Origin of the sequence: Streptomyces bobili, assembly GCF_002154575.1 — a bacterium.
GTDB lineage: Bacteria > Actinomycetota > Actinomycetes > Streptomycetales > Streptomycetaceae > Streptomyces > Streptomyces bobili.
This window is the reverse complement of sequence record NZ_MUBA01000044.1, coordinates 1-13766: the sequence shown is the minus strand read 5'-3', so window position 1 is coordinate 13766 and position 13766 is coordinate 1. Positions and strand designations below refer to the sequence as shown.

Annotated in this window: 12 protein-coding genes; 5 read left to right on the top strand and 7 right to left on the bottom strand. The window is 72.1% G+C overall.

Annotation, left to right across the window (positions count from 1 at the left end; genetic code table 11):
• A partial coding sequence (locus BZL64_RS41890; RefSeq protein ID WP_158101497.1) for an outer membrane protein assembly factor BamB family protein occupies nucleotides 1–1372 on the top strand: 1372 nt, incomplete at its 5' end.
• Nucleotides 1373–1416: 44 nt separating this feature from the next.
• Here the strand turns inward: BZL64_RS41890 and BZL64_RS04260 are convergent.
• The 3 genes from BZL64_RS04260 to BZL64_RS04250 are packed head-to-tail and all read right to left on the bottom strand — an operon-like array spanning nucleotide 1417 to nucleotide 3753.
• On the bottom strand, nucleotides 1417–2190 hold the full coding sequence (locus BZL64_RS04260) for an enoyl-CoA hydratase/isomerase family protein (RefSeq protein ID WP_086766293.1): 774 nt from the start codon (nucleotides 2188–2190) through the stop codon (nucleotides 1417–1419).
• Nucleotides 2187–2603: a Zn-ribbon domain-containing OB-fold protein gene (locus BZL64_RS04255; protein ID WP_086766291.1), complete on the bottom strand. Its 417-nt coding sequence runs from the start codon at nucleotides 2601–2603 to the stop codon at nucleotides 2187–2189. Before BZL64_RS04255 ends, BZL64_RS04260 begins: the two co-directional genes overlap by 4 nt.
• A gap of 1 nt (nucleotide 2604) precedes the next feature.
• Nucleotides 2605–3753 carry a lipid-transfer protein gene (locus BZL64_RS04250; RefSeq protein ID WP_086766289.1) on the bottom strand — a complete coding sequence of 383 codons (1149 nt, stop codon included), beginning with the start codon at nucleotides 3751–3753 and terminating at the stop codon, nucleotides 2605–2607.
• A 94-nt stretch (nucleotides 3754–3847) separates the two neighbouring features.
• Here BZL64_RS04250 and BZL64_RS04245 point away from each other — a divergent pair, with 94 nt between their 5' ends.
• Nucleotides 3848–5452, top strand: coding sequence for a FadD3 family acyl-CoA ligase (locus BZL64_RS04245; RefSeq protein WP_086766287.1), 1605 nt, complete (start codon nucleotides 3848–3850; stop codon nucleotides 5450–5452).
• A 49-nt stretch (nucleotides 5453–5501) separates the two neighbouring features.
• Here BZL64_RS04245 and BZL64_RS04240 read toward each other — a convergent pair whose 3' ends face one another.
• From BZL64_RS04240 to afsR, 3 genes are all read right to left on the bottom strand, one after another.
• Nucleotides 5502–5954: a phospholipase gene (locus BZL64_RS04240; protein WP_086766285.1), complete on the bottom strand. Its 453-nt coding sequence runs from the start codon at nucleotides 5952–5954 to the stop codon at nucleotides 5502–5504.
• Between the two features lie 321 nt (nucleotides 5955–6275).
• A complete protein-coding gene (locus BZL64_RS04235) occupies nucleotides 6276–6506 on the bottom strand; it encodes a hypothetical protein (protein ID WP_086766283.1) in 231 nt (76 codons plus the stop codon).
• 246 nt (nucleotides 6507–6752) lie between these two features.
• Nucleotides 6753–9731 carry an SARP-family global regulator AfsR gene (gene afsR, locus BZL64_RS04230; RefSeq protein WP_086766281.1) on the bottom strand — a complete coding sequence of 993 codons (2979 nt, stop codon included), beginning with the start codon at nucleotides 9729–9731 and terminating at the stop codon, nucleotides 6753–6755.
• Nucleotides 9732–9946: 215 nt separating this feature from the next.
• Here afsR and BZL64_RS04220 point away from each other — a divergent pair, with 215 nt between their 5' ends.
• The 3 genes from BZL64_RS04220 to BZL64_RS04210 all read left to right on the top strand — a co-directional run bounded on the left by BZL64_RS04220 (nucleotide 9947) and on the right by BZL64_RS04210 (nucleotide 12916).
• Nucleotides 9947–11236 carry an amidohydrolase family protein gene (locus tag BZL64_RS04220; RefSeq protein WP_244205176.1) on the top strand — a complete coding sequence of 430 codons (1290 nt, stop codon included), beginning with the start codon at nucleotides 9947–9949 and terminating at the stop codon, nucleotides 11234–11236.
• Nucleotides 11233–12180 carry an LLM class F420-dependent oxidoreductase gene (locus tag BZL64_RS04215; RefSeq protein WP_244205175.1) on the top strand — a complete coding sequence of 316 codons (948 nt, stop codon included), beginning with the start codon at nucleotides 11233–11235 and terminating at the stop codon, nucleotides 12178–12180. The genes BZL64_RS04220 and BZL64_RS04215 overlap by 4 nt, the downstream gene beginning before the upstream one ends.
• 91 nt (nucleotides 12181–12271) lie before the next feature.
• Entirely contained in the window at nucleotides 12272–12916 is a 645-nt protein-coding gene (locus BZL64_RS04210; protein ID WP_244205174.1) for a response regulator transcription factor, read from the top strand.
• Between the two features lie 27 nt (nucleotides 12917–12943).
• Here BZL64_RS04210 and BZL64_RS04205 read toward each other — a convergent pair whose 3' ends face one another.
• Nucleotides 12944–13735 carry a hypothetical protein gene (locus tag BZL64_RS04205; RefSeq protein ID WP_086766279.1) on the bottom strand — a complete coding sequence of 264 codons (792 nt, stop codon included), beginning with the start codon at nucleotides 13733–13735 and terminating at the stop codon, nucleotides 12944–12946.
• Between the last annotated feature and the right edge of the window lie 31 nt (nucleotides 13736–13766).

Here is a 13766-nt window from a genome sequence, read left to right as displayed (position 1 = left end):
CGCCCGCACGGCGCCCGCACCCGTCGCGGTCGGCGCCCCCGACATCGGTCCCGTCCGGCTGGCCGGAGCGGCCGTCCCGATCGGGCCCGGCCCGCGGGTCGCCGACGTCCGCGCCACCGCCGCCGTCAAGGCACCCGTGCCCGAGCCCGGCCTGGTCGCCTCCTGGTCCCGGCCCCGCCCCGGCGTCAACGGCGCCGACCCGGCCGCCACCGCCGCGCCCTCGGCCCCCGCGGAGACCCCGGCGGGCTGGCGCCCCTGGCGGTTCCGCATGTCCAACGACGTGTGGGGCACCCCGGCCGTCGCCGGCGACCTCGTCTACGTCACCTCCTTCGAGGTGCACGCCCTGGACGTGGCCACCGGGCGCCGCCGCTTCAAGACACGCGACGTGGCCTGGTCGATGGCGGTCGCCGACGGCCGTATCCACGCCTCCGACGGGCCCACCCTGTTCACCCTGGACGCCCGTGAGGGCGCCGACCTGTGGCGGCTGCCCACCGACTCCTGGGTGTACTGCCTCAAGGCCGAGCGGGGCACGGTGGTCACCGGCACCCGCGGCGGCGGCGTCCAGGCATGGGAGGCCTCCACCGGGCAGAAGCTGTGGGAGGCCACCGGCTGCCAGACCGACTTCGAGTCCCCGGAGGCCGGCCCCGCCCTCCACGACGGCATCGTCTACGTCTGGCAGGACGCCCGCCTGCGCGCCCTCGACGCCCGCACCGGTGAGGAACGCTGGTCGTACCCCATCGGCGACTCCGCCTCCTGCAGCGGCGTCCCGGTCCGGGTGACAGCGGCCCCCGACGGCTACGTCTACATCTCGGCCGGCACCCGTGTCCTCGCCGTGGACGCGGCGAGCGGCATGGTCCGCTGGCACTTCGAGGCGCCCGCCGTCTTCCTCTCCCCGCCCGCCTTCGTCCCCGGCCCCGCGGTCGCCGGCGGCGGTATCTACCTCGCCGACTATCTGGGCACGGTCTACGCCCTCGACGCCAACGACGGCCGCGACCGCTGGCGCATCGCCACCGAGGCCCGCACCTCGATCGACCCCGTGCTGGTCGCCGCGGGCCACGTCCATGTCGGCAGCGGCAAGGGCCTCTACACCCTCGACGCCGTCACCGGCACCCCCAAGTGGCGTTTCCAGGCGGGCGGCGACATCGTCGGGTCCCCGGCGGTGGCCGAGGGCCGCATCCACTTCGGCTCCACCGACCACCTGCTCTACACCCTGAAGGCCGACGACGGCCGCCTCCGCTGGAAGCTGGCGACCGGCGGCGAGATCACCGGCACCCCGGTGGTCCGCGACGGCGTCGTCTACGCCTGCAGCAAGGACCGCTGCGTCTACGCCCTGGACGCGGAGAAGGGCACGGGAACGGCACGAACGGCGTAGGCCGTCGCCTCCGCGCCCGGCCGGACAGCTGACCCGGCTGAGCCTCAGCGCACCCCGAAGCCCCGCGCCCGCCGCCCCGCGAAGAGTTCCGCCTGCTGCTCGGCGGGCAGGTTGCCCAGTGCGACGAGGTGCGGCGCCTGCGCGAATCCGGCGGCGAGGGAGGCCTCCTTCGCCGCCCACAGCGCCCGGACGGTGCCCTGGACGGCGGCGGCCGGATACCCGGCGACGACGGTCGCGCACGCGACAGCCGCCTCCAACGCCCGCCCCGCCTCGGTCAGTTCGGAGACGAGGCCGATCTCGTGGGCCCGCCGGGCCGACATCCGCTCCGCCGCCCCCATGAGCATCATCCGCGCGACCTCCCCGTACGGCATGCGCTGCGCCATGAGCACCGACTCGTACGCGCTGACCATGCCGTACGTGGTGTGCGGGTCGAAGAAGACCGCTTCGGCGCCCGCGACGAGGAACTCGCACTCCCCGAGCAGGTAGAAGGCGCCCCCGCAGGCCATGCCCTCGACGGCGGCGACGACGGGCTTCCACAGGTCGTTGGCCTTGGGCCCGACGGTGAGCAGCGGATCGTCCTGCATGTAGGGCGAGCCGGGCTGCGGCACGACGGCGTCCCGGTCGATGCCCGTGCAGAACGCCCGCCCGCCGGCCCCGGCGAGCACGACGGCCCGCACGGAGTCGTCGAACCGCAACGCCCGCCACACCTCGGCGAGTTCACGCGCGGTCTCCAGGTCGATGGCGTTCAGCCGCTCGGGCCGGTCGAGGGTGACGACGGCGACGCCACTGTCCTCGTCGATGCCGAGACGCGGACTCACGGGCGCTCCAGGACCCACTGGGGCAGCCCGCGCCCGTCGAACACCGCCCGCACGCGGGCGCCGATCCGGACCCGGTCGGCGGGGAAGGAACCGAGCGGCGCGCCCGCCTCGGCGACCAGGTTGCCGACGAGCCGGACGCGGGGCGCGTCGGCCAGCTCCACGAGGACGACGTTGTACGGCGCGTGTGCGGCGTAGTCCGGCAGCAGGGGCGGGTGCGGGACGGCGTACGACCAGACGCGTCCGCGGCCGGAGGTGAGCCGCCAGTCGGTGGCGAAGGACTGGCAGTGCGGGCAGCAGGGCCGGGGCGGGAAGCGGGGTTCGCCGCAGTCGGCGCAGGCCTGCACGCGGAGTTCACCGAGGGCGGCGTACCGCCAGAAGGGGGCGCCGTCGGCGTCGACGACCGGTTCGAGCATCTCAACTCCTCAGCAGCAGCGCGGAGGTGGGGACTCCCTCTCCGGCGGTGACGAGACAGGTGGTGGCGCCGGGCACCTGGGCGGTGCTGGTGCCGCGCAGTTGCTTCACACCCTCGGTGATGAGGTTGAAGCCGTGCACGTAGGCCTCGGAGAGGCCGCCGCCGCCGGTGTTGATGGGCAGCCGGCCGCCGCTCTCCAGGGCGCCGCCCTCGGTGAAGGCGCCCCCTTCGCCCCGGCCGCAGAAGCCGTACCCCTCCAGGGAGAGGGGGATCAGAGGGGTGAACGCGTCGTAGATCTGGGCCACGTCGACGTCCTGCGGGGTGAGGTCGGCGTGTTTCCACAGATGCCGGGCGGCGGTCCAGGCGGGTCCGGTGAGCGGGTCGTCGGTCCAGTAGTTGACCATGCCGTGGTGCTGGGCGGGCAGGCCCTGGGCGGCGGAGTGGACGTACACGGGCCGCCGGGCGCAGTCGCGGGCGCGTTCGCGGCTGACGACCACGCAGGCCAGCGCGCCGTCGGTCTCCAGGCAGTTGTCGTAGAGGCAGAGGGGTTCGCTGATCCAGCGCGAGGTCATGTACGCGTCGCGGGTCAGGGGGCGGTCGTACATGACGGCGGCCGGGTTCTGGTTGGCCCGGTTGCGGCAGGCGAGGGCGACGGCGAAGAGGTGGTCGCGGGTGACGCCGTACTCGTGCAGGTAGCGGCGGGCGAGGAGCGCGATCTCGTCGACGGGCCGCAGGAGGCCGAAGGGGCGCGTCCACTGGGCCGGGGTGGGGAGCTGGACGGCGGTGTTCGTCCACGGGCGCGGTCCGCTGCCCCGCTTGCGCGACCGCCAGGCGACTCCGACGCTCGCCTGACCTGCGGCGATGGCGGCGGCGAGGTGGGCGACGGTGGCGCAGGACCCGCCGCCGCCGTACGGGACGCGCCCGAAGTAGGTCAGATCCCCGAAGCCGACGGCCTTCGCCAGCTCCACCTCGTCCGTCTCCTCCATCGTGTAGGAGGCGAGGGCGTCGACCTCGCCGGGTGCGATCCCGGCGTCGTCGAGCGCGGCGACGACGGCGCGGCAGGCGAGGGTCTTCTCGTCCTCGGGGAGGTGCTTGGCGAAGGGCGTCTGCCCTATGCCGACGATGGCGGTGGCGTCCTTGAGACCGGCCACGGGGTCACCTCCACGGAAGCCAAGTGAGCTGACAGCACGACAGGTTACAGCTAATCTGACGGACAGTCAGGTACCTGTCGCGAGGAGGTCCGTCATGCGCGCTGAGGGTGCCGGGGAGTGGGAGACGATCCCCGAGCTGGTCCGGTGGGCGGCGCACCGGTACACGGAGGCCGAGGCGGTGGTGGAGGGCCGTACCCACGTCTCGTACGGCGAACTCGGCGCCCGCGTCGAGCGGTCGGCGGCCTCCTGCCTGGCCCACGGCGTCCGGACGGGCGACCGCGTCGCGATCTGGGCGCCGAACTCGCTGGACTGGATGGTCGCCGCCCTCGGCGCGGTGTCGGCCGGTGCGGTGCTGGTGCCGCTGAACACCCGCTTCAAGGGCGCCGAGGCGGCCGACGTCCTGGCCCGCAGCCGTGCCCGCCTCCTCTTCGTCACCGGCACGTTCCTCGGCACGTCCTACGTCGCCTCGCTGCGGCGGGCCGCCGGGGAGGGTCCGGGGCAGGGACCCCTGCCCGGACTGCCCGCACTGGAGACGGCGGTGGTCCTCTCCGAGGACGCCCCACCCGGCTTCCACACCTGGAAGGACTTCCTGGCGGGCGGCGAGGTCGTCAGCGCGAAGGAGGCCCGCACCCGCTCGCTGGAGGTCTCCGGCGCCTCACCCTCGGACATCGTCTTCACCTCGGGCACGACCGGCCGCCCCAAGGGCGCGGTCATCACCCACGCGCAGACCCTGCGGGCGTACGACATCTGGTGCGACCTGGCGGGCCTGCGCCGGGGCGACCGCTACCTGATCGTGAACCCCTTCTTCCACACCTTCGGCTACAAGGCGGGTGTCATCGCCTGCCTCATGCGGGGCGCGACGATGATCCCGCAGCCGGTGTTCACCGTGGACACCGTGCTGGCGAACGTGGCCTCCGAGCGGATCTCCGTCCTCCCCGGCCCCCCGACCCTGCACCAGTCCCTGCTCGACCACCCGGCGCGGGACGCCTACGACCTCTCCGCGCTGCGCCTCGTCGTGACCGGCGCGGCGGTCGTGCCGCTGCGGCTGGTGGAGCGGCTGCGCGGCGAACTGGGCGTGGACACGGTGCTCACCGCGTACGGCCTGTCCGAGGCGAGCGGCATCGTCACGATGTGCCGCCGAGGCGACGAACCGTCGGTCATCGCGTCGACGTCCGGCCGCGCCATCCCGGGCACGCAGGTGCGGGTCGTCTCGGCCACGGGAGCCGAACGGGGCCCCGGCGAACCGGGAGAGGTCCTGGTCCGCGGCTTCAACGTCATGCGCGGCTACTACGAGGACGAGCAGGGCACCGCCGAGGTGCTCACCCCGGACGGCTGGCTGCGCACCGGCGACGTGGGCGTCCTGGACGACGTCGGCAACCTCCGCATCACCGACCGCATCAAGGACATGTTCATCGTCGGCGGCTTCAACGCCTACCCGGCCGAGATAGAGCAACTCCTCGGCCTGCACCCGGACGTGGCAGACGTCGCGGTCGTCGGCGTCCCGGACACCCGACTGGGCGAGGTCGGCAAGGCGTACGTGGTCCGCCGACCGGACTCCGTACTCACCGGCGACGACCTGATCGCCTGGTCCCGACGCGAGATGGCGAACTACAAGGTGCCGAGAGCGGTCGAGTTCATGGCGGAGCTGCCGCGCAACGCGAGCGGCAAGGTGGTGAAGGGGGAACTGCGGAGCCGCTGACCGCGGCCGGGCCGGTGCGCGGGCGCCCGGCCGCGGTCAGCCGGTGCGCTCAGCCGAGGGCGCGGACGGCCTGGTAGTACGTCCAGGCCGTACTGGTGCAGGCGGTCTTGGTGGCGCCGCTGTAGGAGTTGCACGCGCGCTTGAGATCCTCGTAGAAGGCGCTGTCGAGGCGGGACTTGTTGGCGGCGAAGGTGCCGGCGGCCTTGTAGTTGCGGTAGCCGAAGTCGTGCCGGGCGCAGGAGGTGGAGAAGGGGAAGCCGAAGGGGTTGTCCGGCGAGGAGGAGCAGTAGTCGGTCGTCCAGTCGAAGCCGTACGCGGACCAGGCGGCCTGGTTGGACCGGGCGGCCGTCCACTGGCTGTAGCTCGACGCGGTGGTCTGCGTCCAGCCCGAGAGGACCTGGGGCTTGTCGGCGGGAGCGGCCTCGGTCGCGGTCGCGGTGGCGAACACGACGCCGAGGGCGAAGGTCGAGGCGGCAAGAGTGGTGCCGAGTCTGCGGTGCATCCCACACCTCCATAAGACTGCCGCCCGCGCATCGGGCAACAGGTTCATGTCAAAATGGTTGCCGCGCGCAAGCCCCGCTCACACCCCGTCAGCCCAAGGGATCTCTGAACTCCGGGTGCCACAGGGCGAGCGGAACATTAAGCACCGGTTAGCCGGGTAAGCCGGCGGCGCACCCGGCGACTTGGCGAACTGCGGACGGAGGGCCGGTACCGGTCCGCTCGACGCTCCCCTCGACGACCCACCAGGTCCTGGACACACCTCGACCGCGGCGGCCCCCCTCCGCGCCGCCGCGGTCGATCGTTCCCCGTGTGTCGTGAAGGCCTACTTGCCGCCGCCGTCCAGGTCCAGGGCGGGCGGGGCCGGTGCGTGGTTCTCCATCGTGACGATCTCGCCCTCGGCCACCGGCTCGGCCGTCCCGGACGTCTCCGAGGTCCCCGGCGTCTCGGCTTCCGGCTTCTTCAGCTCGGAGAGGGCCGGGAGGATCGGTGCGTGGTTCTCGAGCGTGGTGATGTCCGCGGTGTCGGTCGTCGACTGCTTCTCGGTGTTGCTCATATTCAGGCTCCCCCAGGGAGTGGTGTTCAGGTGACTGTGGCTGTGAGACGCCTCTGTCCGGCGATTCCCCCGAGTATCGCCGGACAGAGGGCATATGCCGGAGCCCACCCCCCGATGGGCCCGTGCGACCCGCCTGCCCCCCGACGCGACGGACCGTTGAGGGGACCTTGTCAGTTGGGCATAAACATTCGATGAACGCTGCGGACGAAGGGCCGACGAGGGACCTACGAAGCGCCTACGAAGTACCTACGACGCGTCCAGGGGCGTCAGCAGATGGCGTACCTCCGCGGCCTCCGGCACTCCCGACCGTTCCAGCAGCTGCAGGGCCTCGTGCCAGCAGGCTCGAGCCCGGTCCGTCTGGCCGAGTGCGTCGAGGCTCTTGCCCAGCACTGTGAGGACGCTGCCTCGGATGAGGTCACCGCCGATGAACCCGATGGCCAGTGCCTGCTCGGCGTGCTGGGCCGCTTGTGCCGGGCGCTGGTCCGTCAGGTGCAACTGGGCGATGCGGAAGTGTGTCGTGCCCTCCCACAGGCGCTGCCGGTTGCTGCCGAACATCTCCAGCGCGTCGGTCAGTTGGGCGAGTCCCTCGGGGAACCGTCCGGCTCGGATCAGTGCGACGCCGAGCGCGTAGCGGCCGTTCGCGAGCCGCAGTGAGAGGCCGAGTTGCTGGAAGATCTCCACGCCCTGCTGGGCGAGGGTGACGGCGTCGGGCGGACGGTTCATGCGTTCGTAGAGCCGTGACAGGTTGCACAGCGCGCTGGCCTCTCCGGGCCGGTTCCCGTCGGCCCGGTACCCGTCCCTGGCGGTGGTGAGGAACTCCTCGGCCTCTTCGTGGCGGCCCTGGCTGAGCGCGATGATCCCGCGATCGGTGGCCGCCCAGCTGATCGGCGTCGCGTCGTCCGCCGTGGTGGCGAGTTCGATGGCGCGCCGGGCCTCGTCGTCGGCCTCGGCGTAGCGTCCGGCGGCCAGGTGACCGTTGGAGAGCGCGGTCCGGGCGCGGCTCTCGGCGCGGACGTCACCGGCTTCCTGCGCGGCGTCGCGCAGCGCGGCCGCGGCGGTCTCGTACTGCTTCGCGTTCGCTCCCGATTCGGCCAGGTCCTTCGCCGCCCACAGCAGGTCGACGGCTCGACGGAGCCCGTTGCCCGTGGTCTGCTGCCGTGCGCAGGCGAGCAGGCGCTGTGCTTCCAGGAAGAGCCAGTCCAGGGCCTCGGTCCGGTCGGTGAAGGCCAGGCCGGTGTACGACGTCGGCTCCAGGTGTGTGACCGTCCGATCCCCCGGCCGCTCGATCGCGTAGACCCCCGCCGCGGTCGCCAGATAGAAGTCCAGCACCCGTGACATCGCGGCCCCCCGCTCACCCGGAAACGACTCGTCGCGTTCGGCGCATGCACGCGCGTAGAGGCGGACCAGGTCGTGGAAGCGGTAGCGGCCGGGTGCGGCGGACTCCAGGAGGGAGGTGTCGACCAGGGACTCCAGAAGGTCCTCGGTCTCCTCGGGGGGCAGGTCGAGTACGGCCGCTGCCGCCGCGAGGGACATGTCGGGGCCGTCCGCCAGGCCGAGGAGGCGGAACGCGCGGGCCTGGGCCGGTTCGAGCTGGCCGTAGCCGAGTTCGAAGGTGGCCTTCACCGCGAGGTCGCCGGCCTGGAGTTCGTCGAGGCGGCGGCGTTCGTCGGCGAGTTTGGCGGCGAGGACGGACACCGTCCAGGTGCGCCGGGCGGCCAGCCGGGACGCGGCGATGCGGATGGCCAGCGGCAGGAAGCCGCAGGCGGCGACGACGTCCAGCGCGGCCTTCCGTTCCGACGCGACCCGTTCCTCGCCGACGATCTTCGTGAACAGGGCGAGTGCCTCTTCCGGCGACATCACGTCCAGGTCGACGAGGTGGGCCCCGGCCAGGTCCACCATGCGTACGCGCGAGGTGACGAGGGCCGCGCAGCCCTCCGTGCCGGGCAGCAGGGGGCGTACCTGCGCGGCGTCCTTGGCGTTGTCGAGGAGGACCAGCACGCGCCGGCCGTCGAGCATGGAGCGGTACAGCGCCGCCCGTTCCTCCAGGGTGTCGGGGATGGCCGAGTCGGCGGTGCCGAGGGCGCGGAGGAAGGCGCCGAGGACCGTCTCGGGTTCGGCGGAGCGGGAGCCGGCGCCCTGGAGGTCGACGTAGAGCTGGCCGTCGGGGAAGGCGGGGCGGGCCTGGTGGGCGACGTGTACGGCGAGGGTCGTCTTGCCGACGCCGCCGATGCCCGCCAGCGCCGACACGGCCATGACGCGGCCGCCGTCACCGCTGTCGCCGCCGTCGCCGGACGCTCCGGCGAGGACTTTGCTCAGTTCGGCCACGAAGGAGGACCGGCCGGTGAAGTCGGGGACCGTCGCGGGGAGTTGCGCGGGCCGCACGGCCGCGGCGCTGGGCTCGGTCTGCGGCGCGGACGGTTCCGCGAGGTCCGGGTCGGCCTGGAGGATGCGCTGCTGCAACTCGCGCAGCCCCGCCCTCGGGTCGACGCCGAGTTCCTCCGCGAGCAGCCGCCGCGTGTCGGCGTACACGGCGAGGGCCTCGGCCTGCCGGCCGCTGCGGTACAGGGCGAGCATCAGCAGTTCGCGCAGCCGCTCGCGCAGCGGGTACGCCGCTGTCAGCGCGGTCAGTTCGGAGACGGCCTCCGCGTGGCAGCCCTGCTCCAGGTCCATGTCGAGGCGGGATTCGAGGAGGCCGAGCCGCCATTCCTCCAGCCGGACGCGCTGGGCCTCGGCGTAGGGGCCGGGTACGCCGGCCAGTGCCTCGCCGTCCCAGAGCCCGAGGGCGCGGTTGAGCAGCTCGCGCGCCCGGCCGAGGGCGCCCGTGGCCTTCGCCTTCTCCGCCTCGGCCGCCCATTCCTGGGCCACGGCCAGGTCGAGGGAGCCCTCGCCGAGTCCGCGCACCGCGTATCCGCCGGACTCGCTGACGAGGACGCCGGGGTCGAGGACCTTCCGCAGCCGGGAGGCGTACGTCCGTACCGCCGCCAGTGCCTGCGAGGGTGACTCCTCGCCCCACAGGGCGTCGATCAGCTCGGCGGCGGTGGCCGTACGGCCCTCGCGGAGCAGGAGGGCGGCGAGCAGGGCGCGTTGCTGGGGGGAGCCGGTGGCCAGCGGCTCGTCACCGCGGCGGGCGCGCACCGGGCCGAGCACGTCGAAGCGCAACGTCACCGGCTCCCGGAGGGAACCTGGACGCTTCTGCTCCGGCACACGCGGTACACGGTCGTCCATCGGGCTCCCTTCCCCCTGGGCATGATGACCAACTATGTCAGTTTGCCCTGTCCATGCCCCGACCGTCAGCCGTGCGAGACGCCGATCACAGGGCGGGGCGCGGGAGTCCACACAGTCGTCACAACCTCTCCGCACGCGTTCGGGCACAGTTCACCCGGCGAGGCGGCACCACCACGCTTACTGACGGACCGTCAGATCGGCGCTACCGTGCCCTCATGGAGACCGAGACCGAGACCCCCACCGATACCGCCATCGAGCCCGACACCGACACCGCACCCCATGAGAACTTTCCGCGGATCATCTCCGTCGACGACCACACGGTCGAACCCCCCACCGTCTGGCAGGACCGGCTGCCGAAGAAGTACCTGGACACCGGCCCCCGCACGGTCCGCGCCCCGCTGCGCGAGATGACCTTCCTCGGCGGGCGCTTCAAGCCCGTCATGGGGGAGCCCGGTGACGAGGGCCCGGTCGGCGACTGGTGGGTCTACGAAGACCTGCACCGGCCCCTGACCCGCCTCGACACCGCCGTCGGCTACGACAGGGACGAGATCAGGCTGGAGGTGATCACGTACGAGCAGATGCGCCCCGGCTCCTACGACGTCCCCGCCCGTCTCGCCGACATGGACGTCAACCACGTCCAGTCCGCCGTCTGCTTCCCCACCTTCCCCCGTTTCTGCGGGCAGACCTTCACCGAGGCCGCCGACCACGAGCTGGGCCTGCTCTGTGTGCGCGCCTACAACGACTGGATGGTGGAGGAGTGGTGCGGTCCCGCCGCCCACGGCCGGCTGATCCCCCTCACCCTCATCCCCCTGTGGGACGCCGAACTGGCCGCCGCCGAGGTCCGCCGCAACGCCGCCCGCGGCGTGCGCGCCGTCGCCTTCTCCGAGATACCCCCGCATCTCGGCCTGCCGTCCGTCCACACCGACGCCTGGGACCCCTTCCTCGCCGCCTGCGACGAGACCGGCACGGTCATCGCCATGCACATCGGCTCGTCGAGCCGCATGCCATCCACCTCCGCGGACGCACCGCCCGCCGTCGGCTCCACCATCACCTTCGCCAACTGTTGCTTCTCGATGGTCGACTGGCTGATGAGCGGCAAGTTCGAACGCTTCCCCAACCTGAAGATCATGTACGCGGAGGGGCAGATCGGCTGGATCCCCTACATCCTGGAGCGTGCCGACGTCGTCTGGGAGGAGAACCGCGGCTGGGGCGGCGTCGCCGACAAGGTCCACCGCCCGCCGTCCGAACTGTTCGCCGAGCACGTCCACGGCTGCTTCTTCGACGACGCCTTCGGGCTGCGCAACCTGGACTCCATCGGCGTGGGGAACGTGCTCTACGAGACGGACTACCCCCACTCCGACTCCACCTGGCCCAAGTCCCGCGAGGTCGGCGAGGCCCAGATGGGCCACCTGGACGCCGACGTCGTGGAACGCATCGTCCGCGGCAACGCCATCGACCTGCTCGGGCTGACGCCGGACGGCCTGTGGGCCGGGGGCACACGGTGACCGGCGAGGCGGTGACCGGCCTGGAGTACGGCATCCAGCTCCCCGTCCAGTCCCAGTCCACCCTCTACACCGAGCCGTGGGAGACCGGTGCGGGCCCGGCCGACCTGGTCGCCGTCGCCCGCGCCGCAGACCGTGCCGGGTTCGCGTACGTGGCCTGCTGCGACCATGTCGCCATCCCGCGCCGGCTGGCCGGGGCCATGAGCACGGTCTGGTACGACCCCGTCGCCACCCTCGCCCACCTCGCCGCCGTGACCGAACGCGTCCGACTGCTCAGCCACGTCGCCGTGGTGGGCCTGCGGCACCCCCTCCTCACCGCCAAGCAGTACGCCACCCTCGACCACCTCAGCGGCGGCCGGCTGATCCTCGGCGTCGGCGCCGGACACGTACCGGAGGAGTTCGAGGCGCTCGGCGTCGACTTCCGGCAGCGCGGCGCCCTCCTGGACGAGACGATCGACGCCCTGCGTGCCGCACTCGGCACCGAGGAGTTCCCCGAACACCACGGCAAGGCCTACGACTTCGAGGACCTGGGGCAACGGCCCAGGCCCGCCCAGGCCCGCGTCCCGCTGTGGGTCGGCGGCTCGTCACCCGCCGCCGTACGCCGGGCCGCCCTCAAGGGCGACGGCTGGCTGCCCCAGGGCGACCCCAGGGACCGCCTCCCCGCGCAGATCGACCGCATCAGACAACTGCGGGGCGACAACGCCCCCCTCACCATCGGCGCCCTCACCGAACCCCTCTACGTCGGCACCCCCGCCTGGGACGTCGGCCACCGCACCCTCCACGGCCGCCCGGAGGCGATCGCCGAGTCGCTCGGCGCGTACGGAGCGATGGGCGTCCACCAGATCCAGGTCCGCTTCCGCTCCCGAAACCGCTCCGAACTCACTGACCAGATGGCGGCGTTCGGGGCGGAGGTGGCACCGCTGCTGCCGTCCCGCAGACCTGTCTGACAGCACTTATTGAATCTTTGAACATGTCCACGCCGAGCCGCGTATGTACGGACGTACGGACGACATGGCTCCGGCGGAAGGACACGATCACGTGCGCTCCTCCCAGCGACTCTCCGTCGCCCTCGCCCGCTCCGACGGCGGGTGGCCGCACGACGACTGGCCGGGGCCGGAGGATCCGTACGTCGGCCGGGTCGTGAGCCTGGCGCCGCCCTTCCGGATGCCGCGGGGCGTGGACGTGGCCGTCCTGCTCTGCGCGGATCCCGTGGCGGCACTGGCCGGGCTGCTCGACGGGCCGGCGGCCGCGCGGGTTCCGGTGATCGTCGTCAGTGCCCGGCGGGACACGGACACGGTCGTCGAGGTGTTCCGCCGGGGAGCGGGCTACCTGGTCGAGGGCGACTACTGCGCCTGCATGCTGTCCTCGGCCGTCATGGGGGCCACCGTCGGCCACACCTACCTCTCCCCGGCCGCCTGTGCCGCGCTGCGCGAGGAGGCCCGGCGGACGCACCCCGGCGGAGAGGCGATGGAACGGCTGCGCTCCCTGCTCTCACCGCGCGAACGCCAGATCATGGAGCTGCTGTCGACCGGTCTGGGCGCGCAGGAGATCGGGCTGCGATTACGCCTCAGCGAGAAGACCGTCCGCAACAACCTCAGCAACATCTACGCCAAGCTCGACGCGCGGGGCGGCACGGACGCGGTCCTGAGGTGGTTGGGAGCCGCGCCCGTGCTTCGCACCTGAGAATTCCTCAATGGCGGAGGAGAGTTGTCACGGCGCCGGGATTTCCGTCAACGGGATCTCCACGTCGGAGACGTTGGCTCCGCCCTCGCCGAATCCGGGTTCCGCGCGGAGACTTTTCGCCGAGTTCTGTATGCCGTTGGCCTGGGCGGTTCCGCATTTCACGTTGCGCAGCCAGAGCCGGCCGTCCGGAGTTCCGTTCTTGAGGAGCTGTGGGTAGAAGACGTGCACGCTCGTGCCGCCCTCGCTCGGCGAGAGGAACACCTTCTGGCCGTCCTGCTCCTCCTTGTACGTGGCCTTGAGGAATCCGCTCACGTCGGTGCGCTTCTCCGACCACATGAAGAACCCGAGGTGGTCGGGTTGCACGGTGTCGGTCCGGGAGAAGTCGAATCCCGTGCCGGTGTCGTCCCGCTTGAGGTCGATCTCCGTGGTGTTGAACTTGGCGCCGATCTCGAAGAACGAGTTGCCCAGTTTGGAGTCGGCGGAAGCGGTGAAACCGTCTTCGAGCGTGACGGACCTCGTCACCGACGCCGACACGCTGAAGGCCTTCGAGAGGGCGCTCGTGGAACCGCAGTTGTCGGTCACGGTGGAAACGCGTTTGTTGGACCCGAGGCTGTCCCTCTTGAACTGGACGTCGACGAATTCACAGTTGTCCAGCTTCGCGGCGTTCTGCGCGCAGTCCCTGGTCACTTCGGAGGGGGTGGCGGCACCCGCCTGGTTCATCAGCGGGACGGCCACCGCGACGGCCACCAGCGGTGCCATGGCGATGACGACGCGCTTCTTCTTGCTCCGGTGATGTCCCTTGCGGCCGGTGCGGGTCATGGGGGGTTCTCCTTGATGACGGAGGGGGGAG

Coding starts and splice junctions, on each gene's coding strand:
- BZL64_RS04245 (WP_086766287.1), top strand. CDS start 3,848: ATGCGCGCTGAGGGTGCCGGGGAGTGGGAGACGATCCCCGAGCTGGTC.
- BZL64_RS04205 (WP_086766279.1), bottom strand. CDS start 13,735: ATGACCCGCACCGGCCGCAAGGGACATCACCGGAGCAAGAAGAAGCGC.
- afsR (WP_086766281.1), bottom strand. CDS start 9,731: ATGGACGACCGTGTACCGCGTGTGCCGGAGCAGAAGCGTCCAGGTTCC.
- BZL64_RS04235 (WP_086766283.1), bottom strand. CDS start 6,506: ATGAGCAACACCGAGAAGCAGTCGACGACCGACACCGCGGACATCACC.
- BZL64_RS04255 (WP_086766291.1), bottom strand. CDS start 2,603: ATGCTCGAACCGGTCGTCGACGCCGACGGCGCCCCCTTCTGGCGGTAC.
- BZL64_RS04220 (WP_244205176.1), top strand. CDS start 9,947: ATGGAGACCGAGACCGAGACCCCCACCGATACCGCCATCGAGCCCGAC.
- BZL64_RS04240 (WP_086766285.1), bottom strand. CDS start 5,954: ATGCACCGCAGACTCGGCACCACTCTTGCCGCCTCGACCTTCGCCCTC.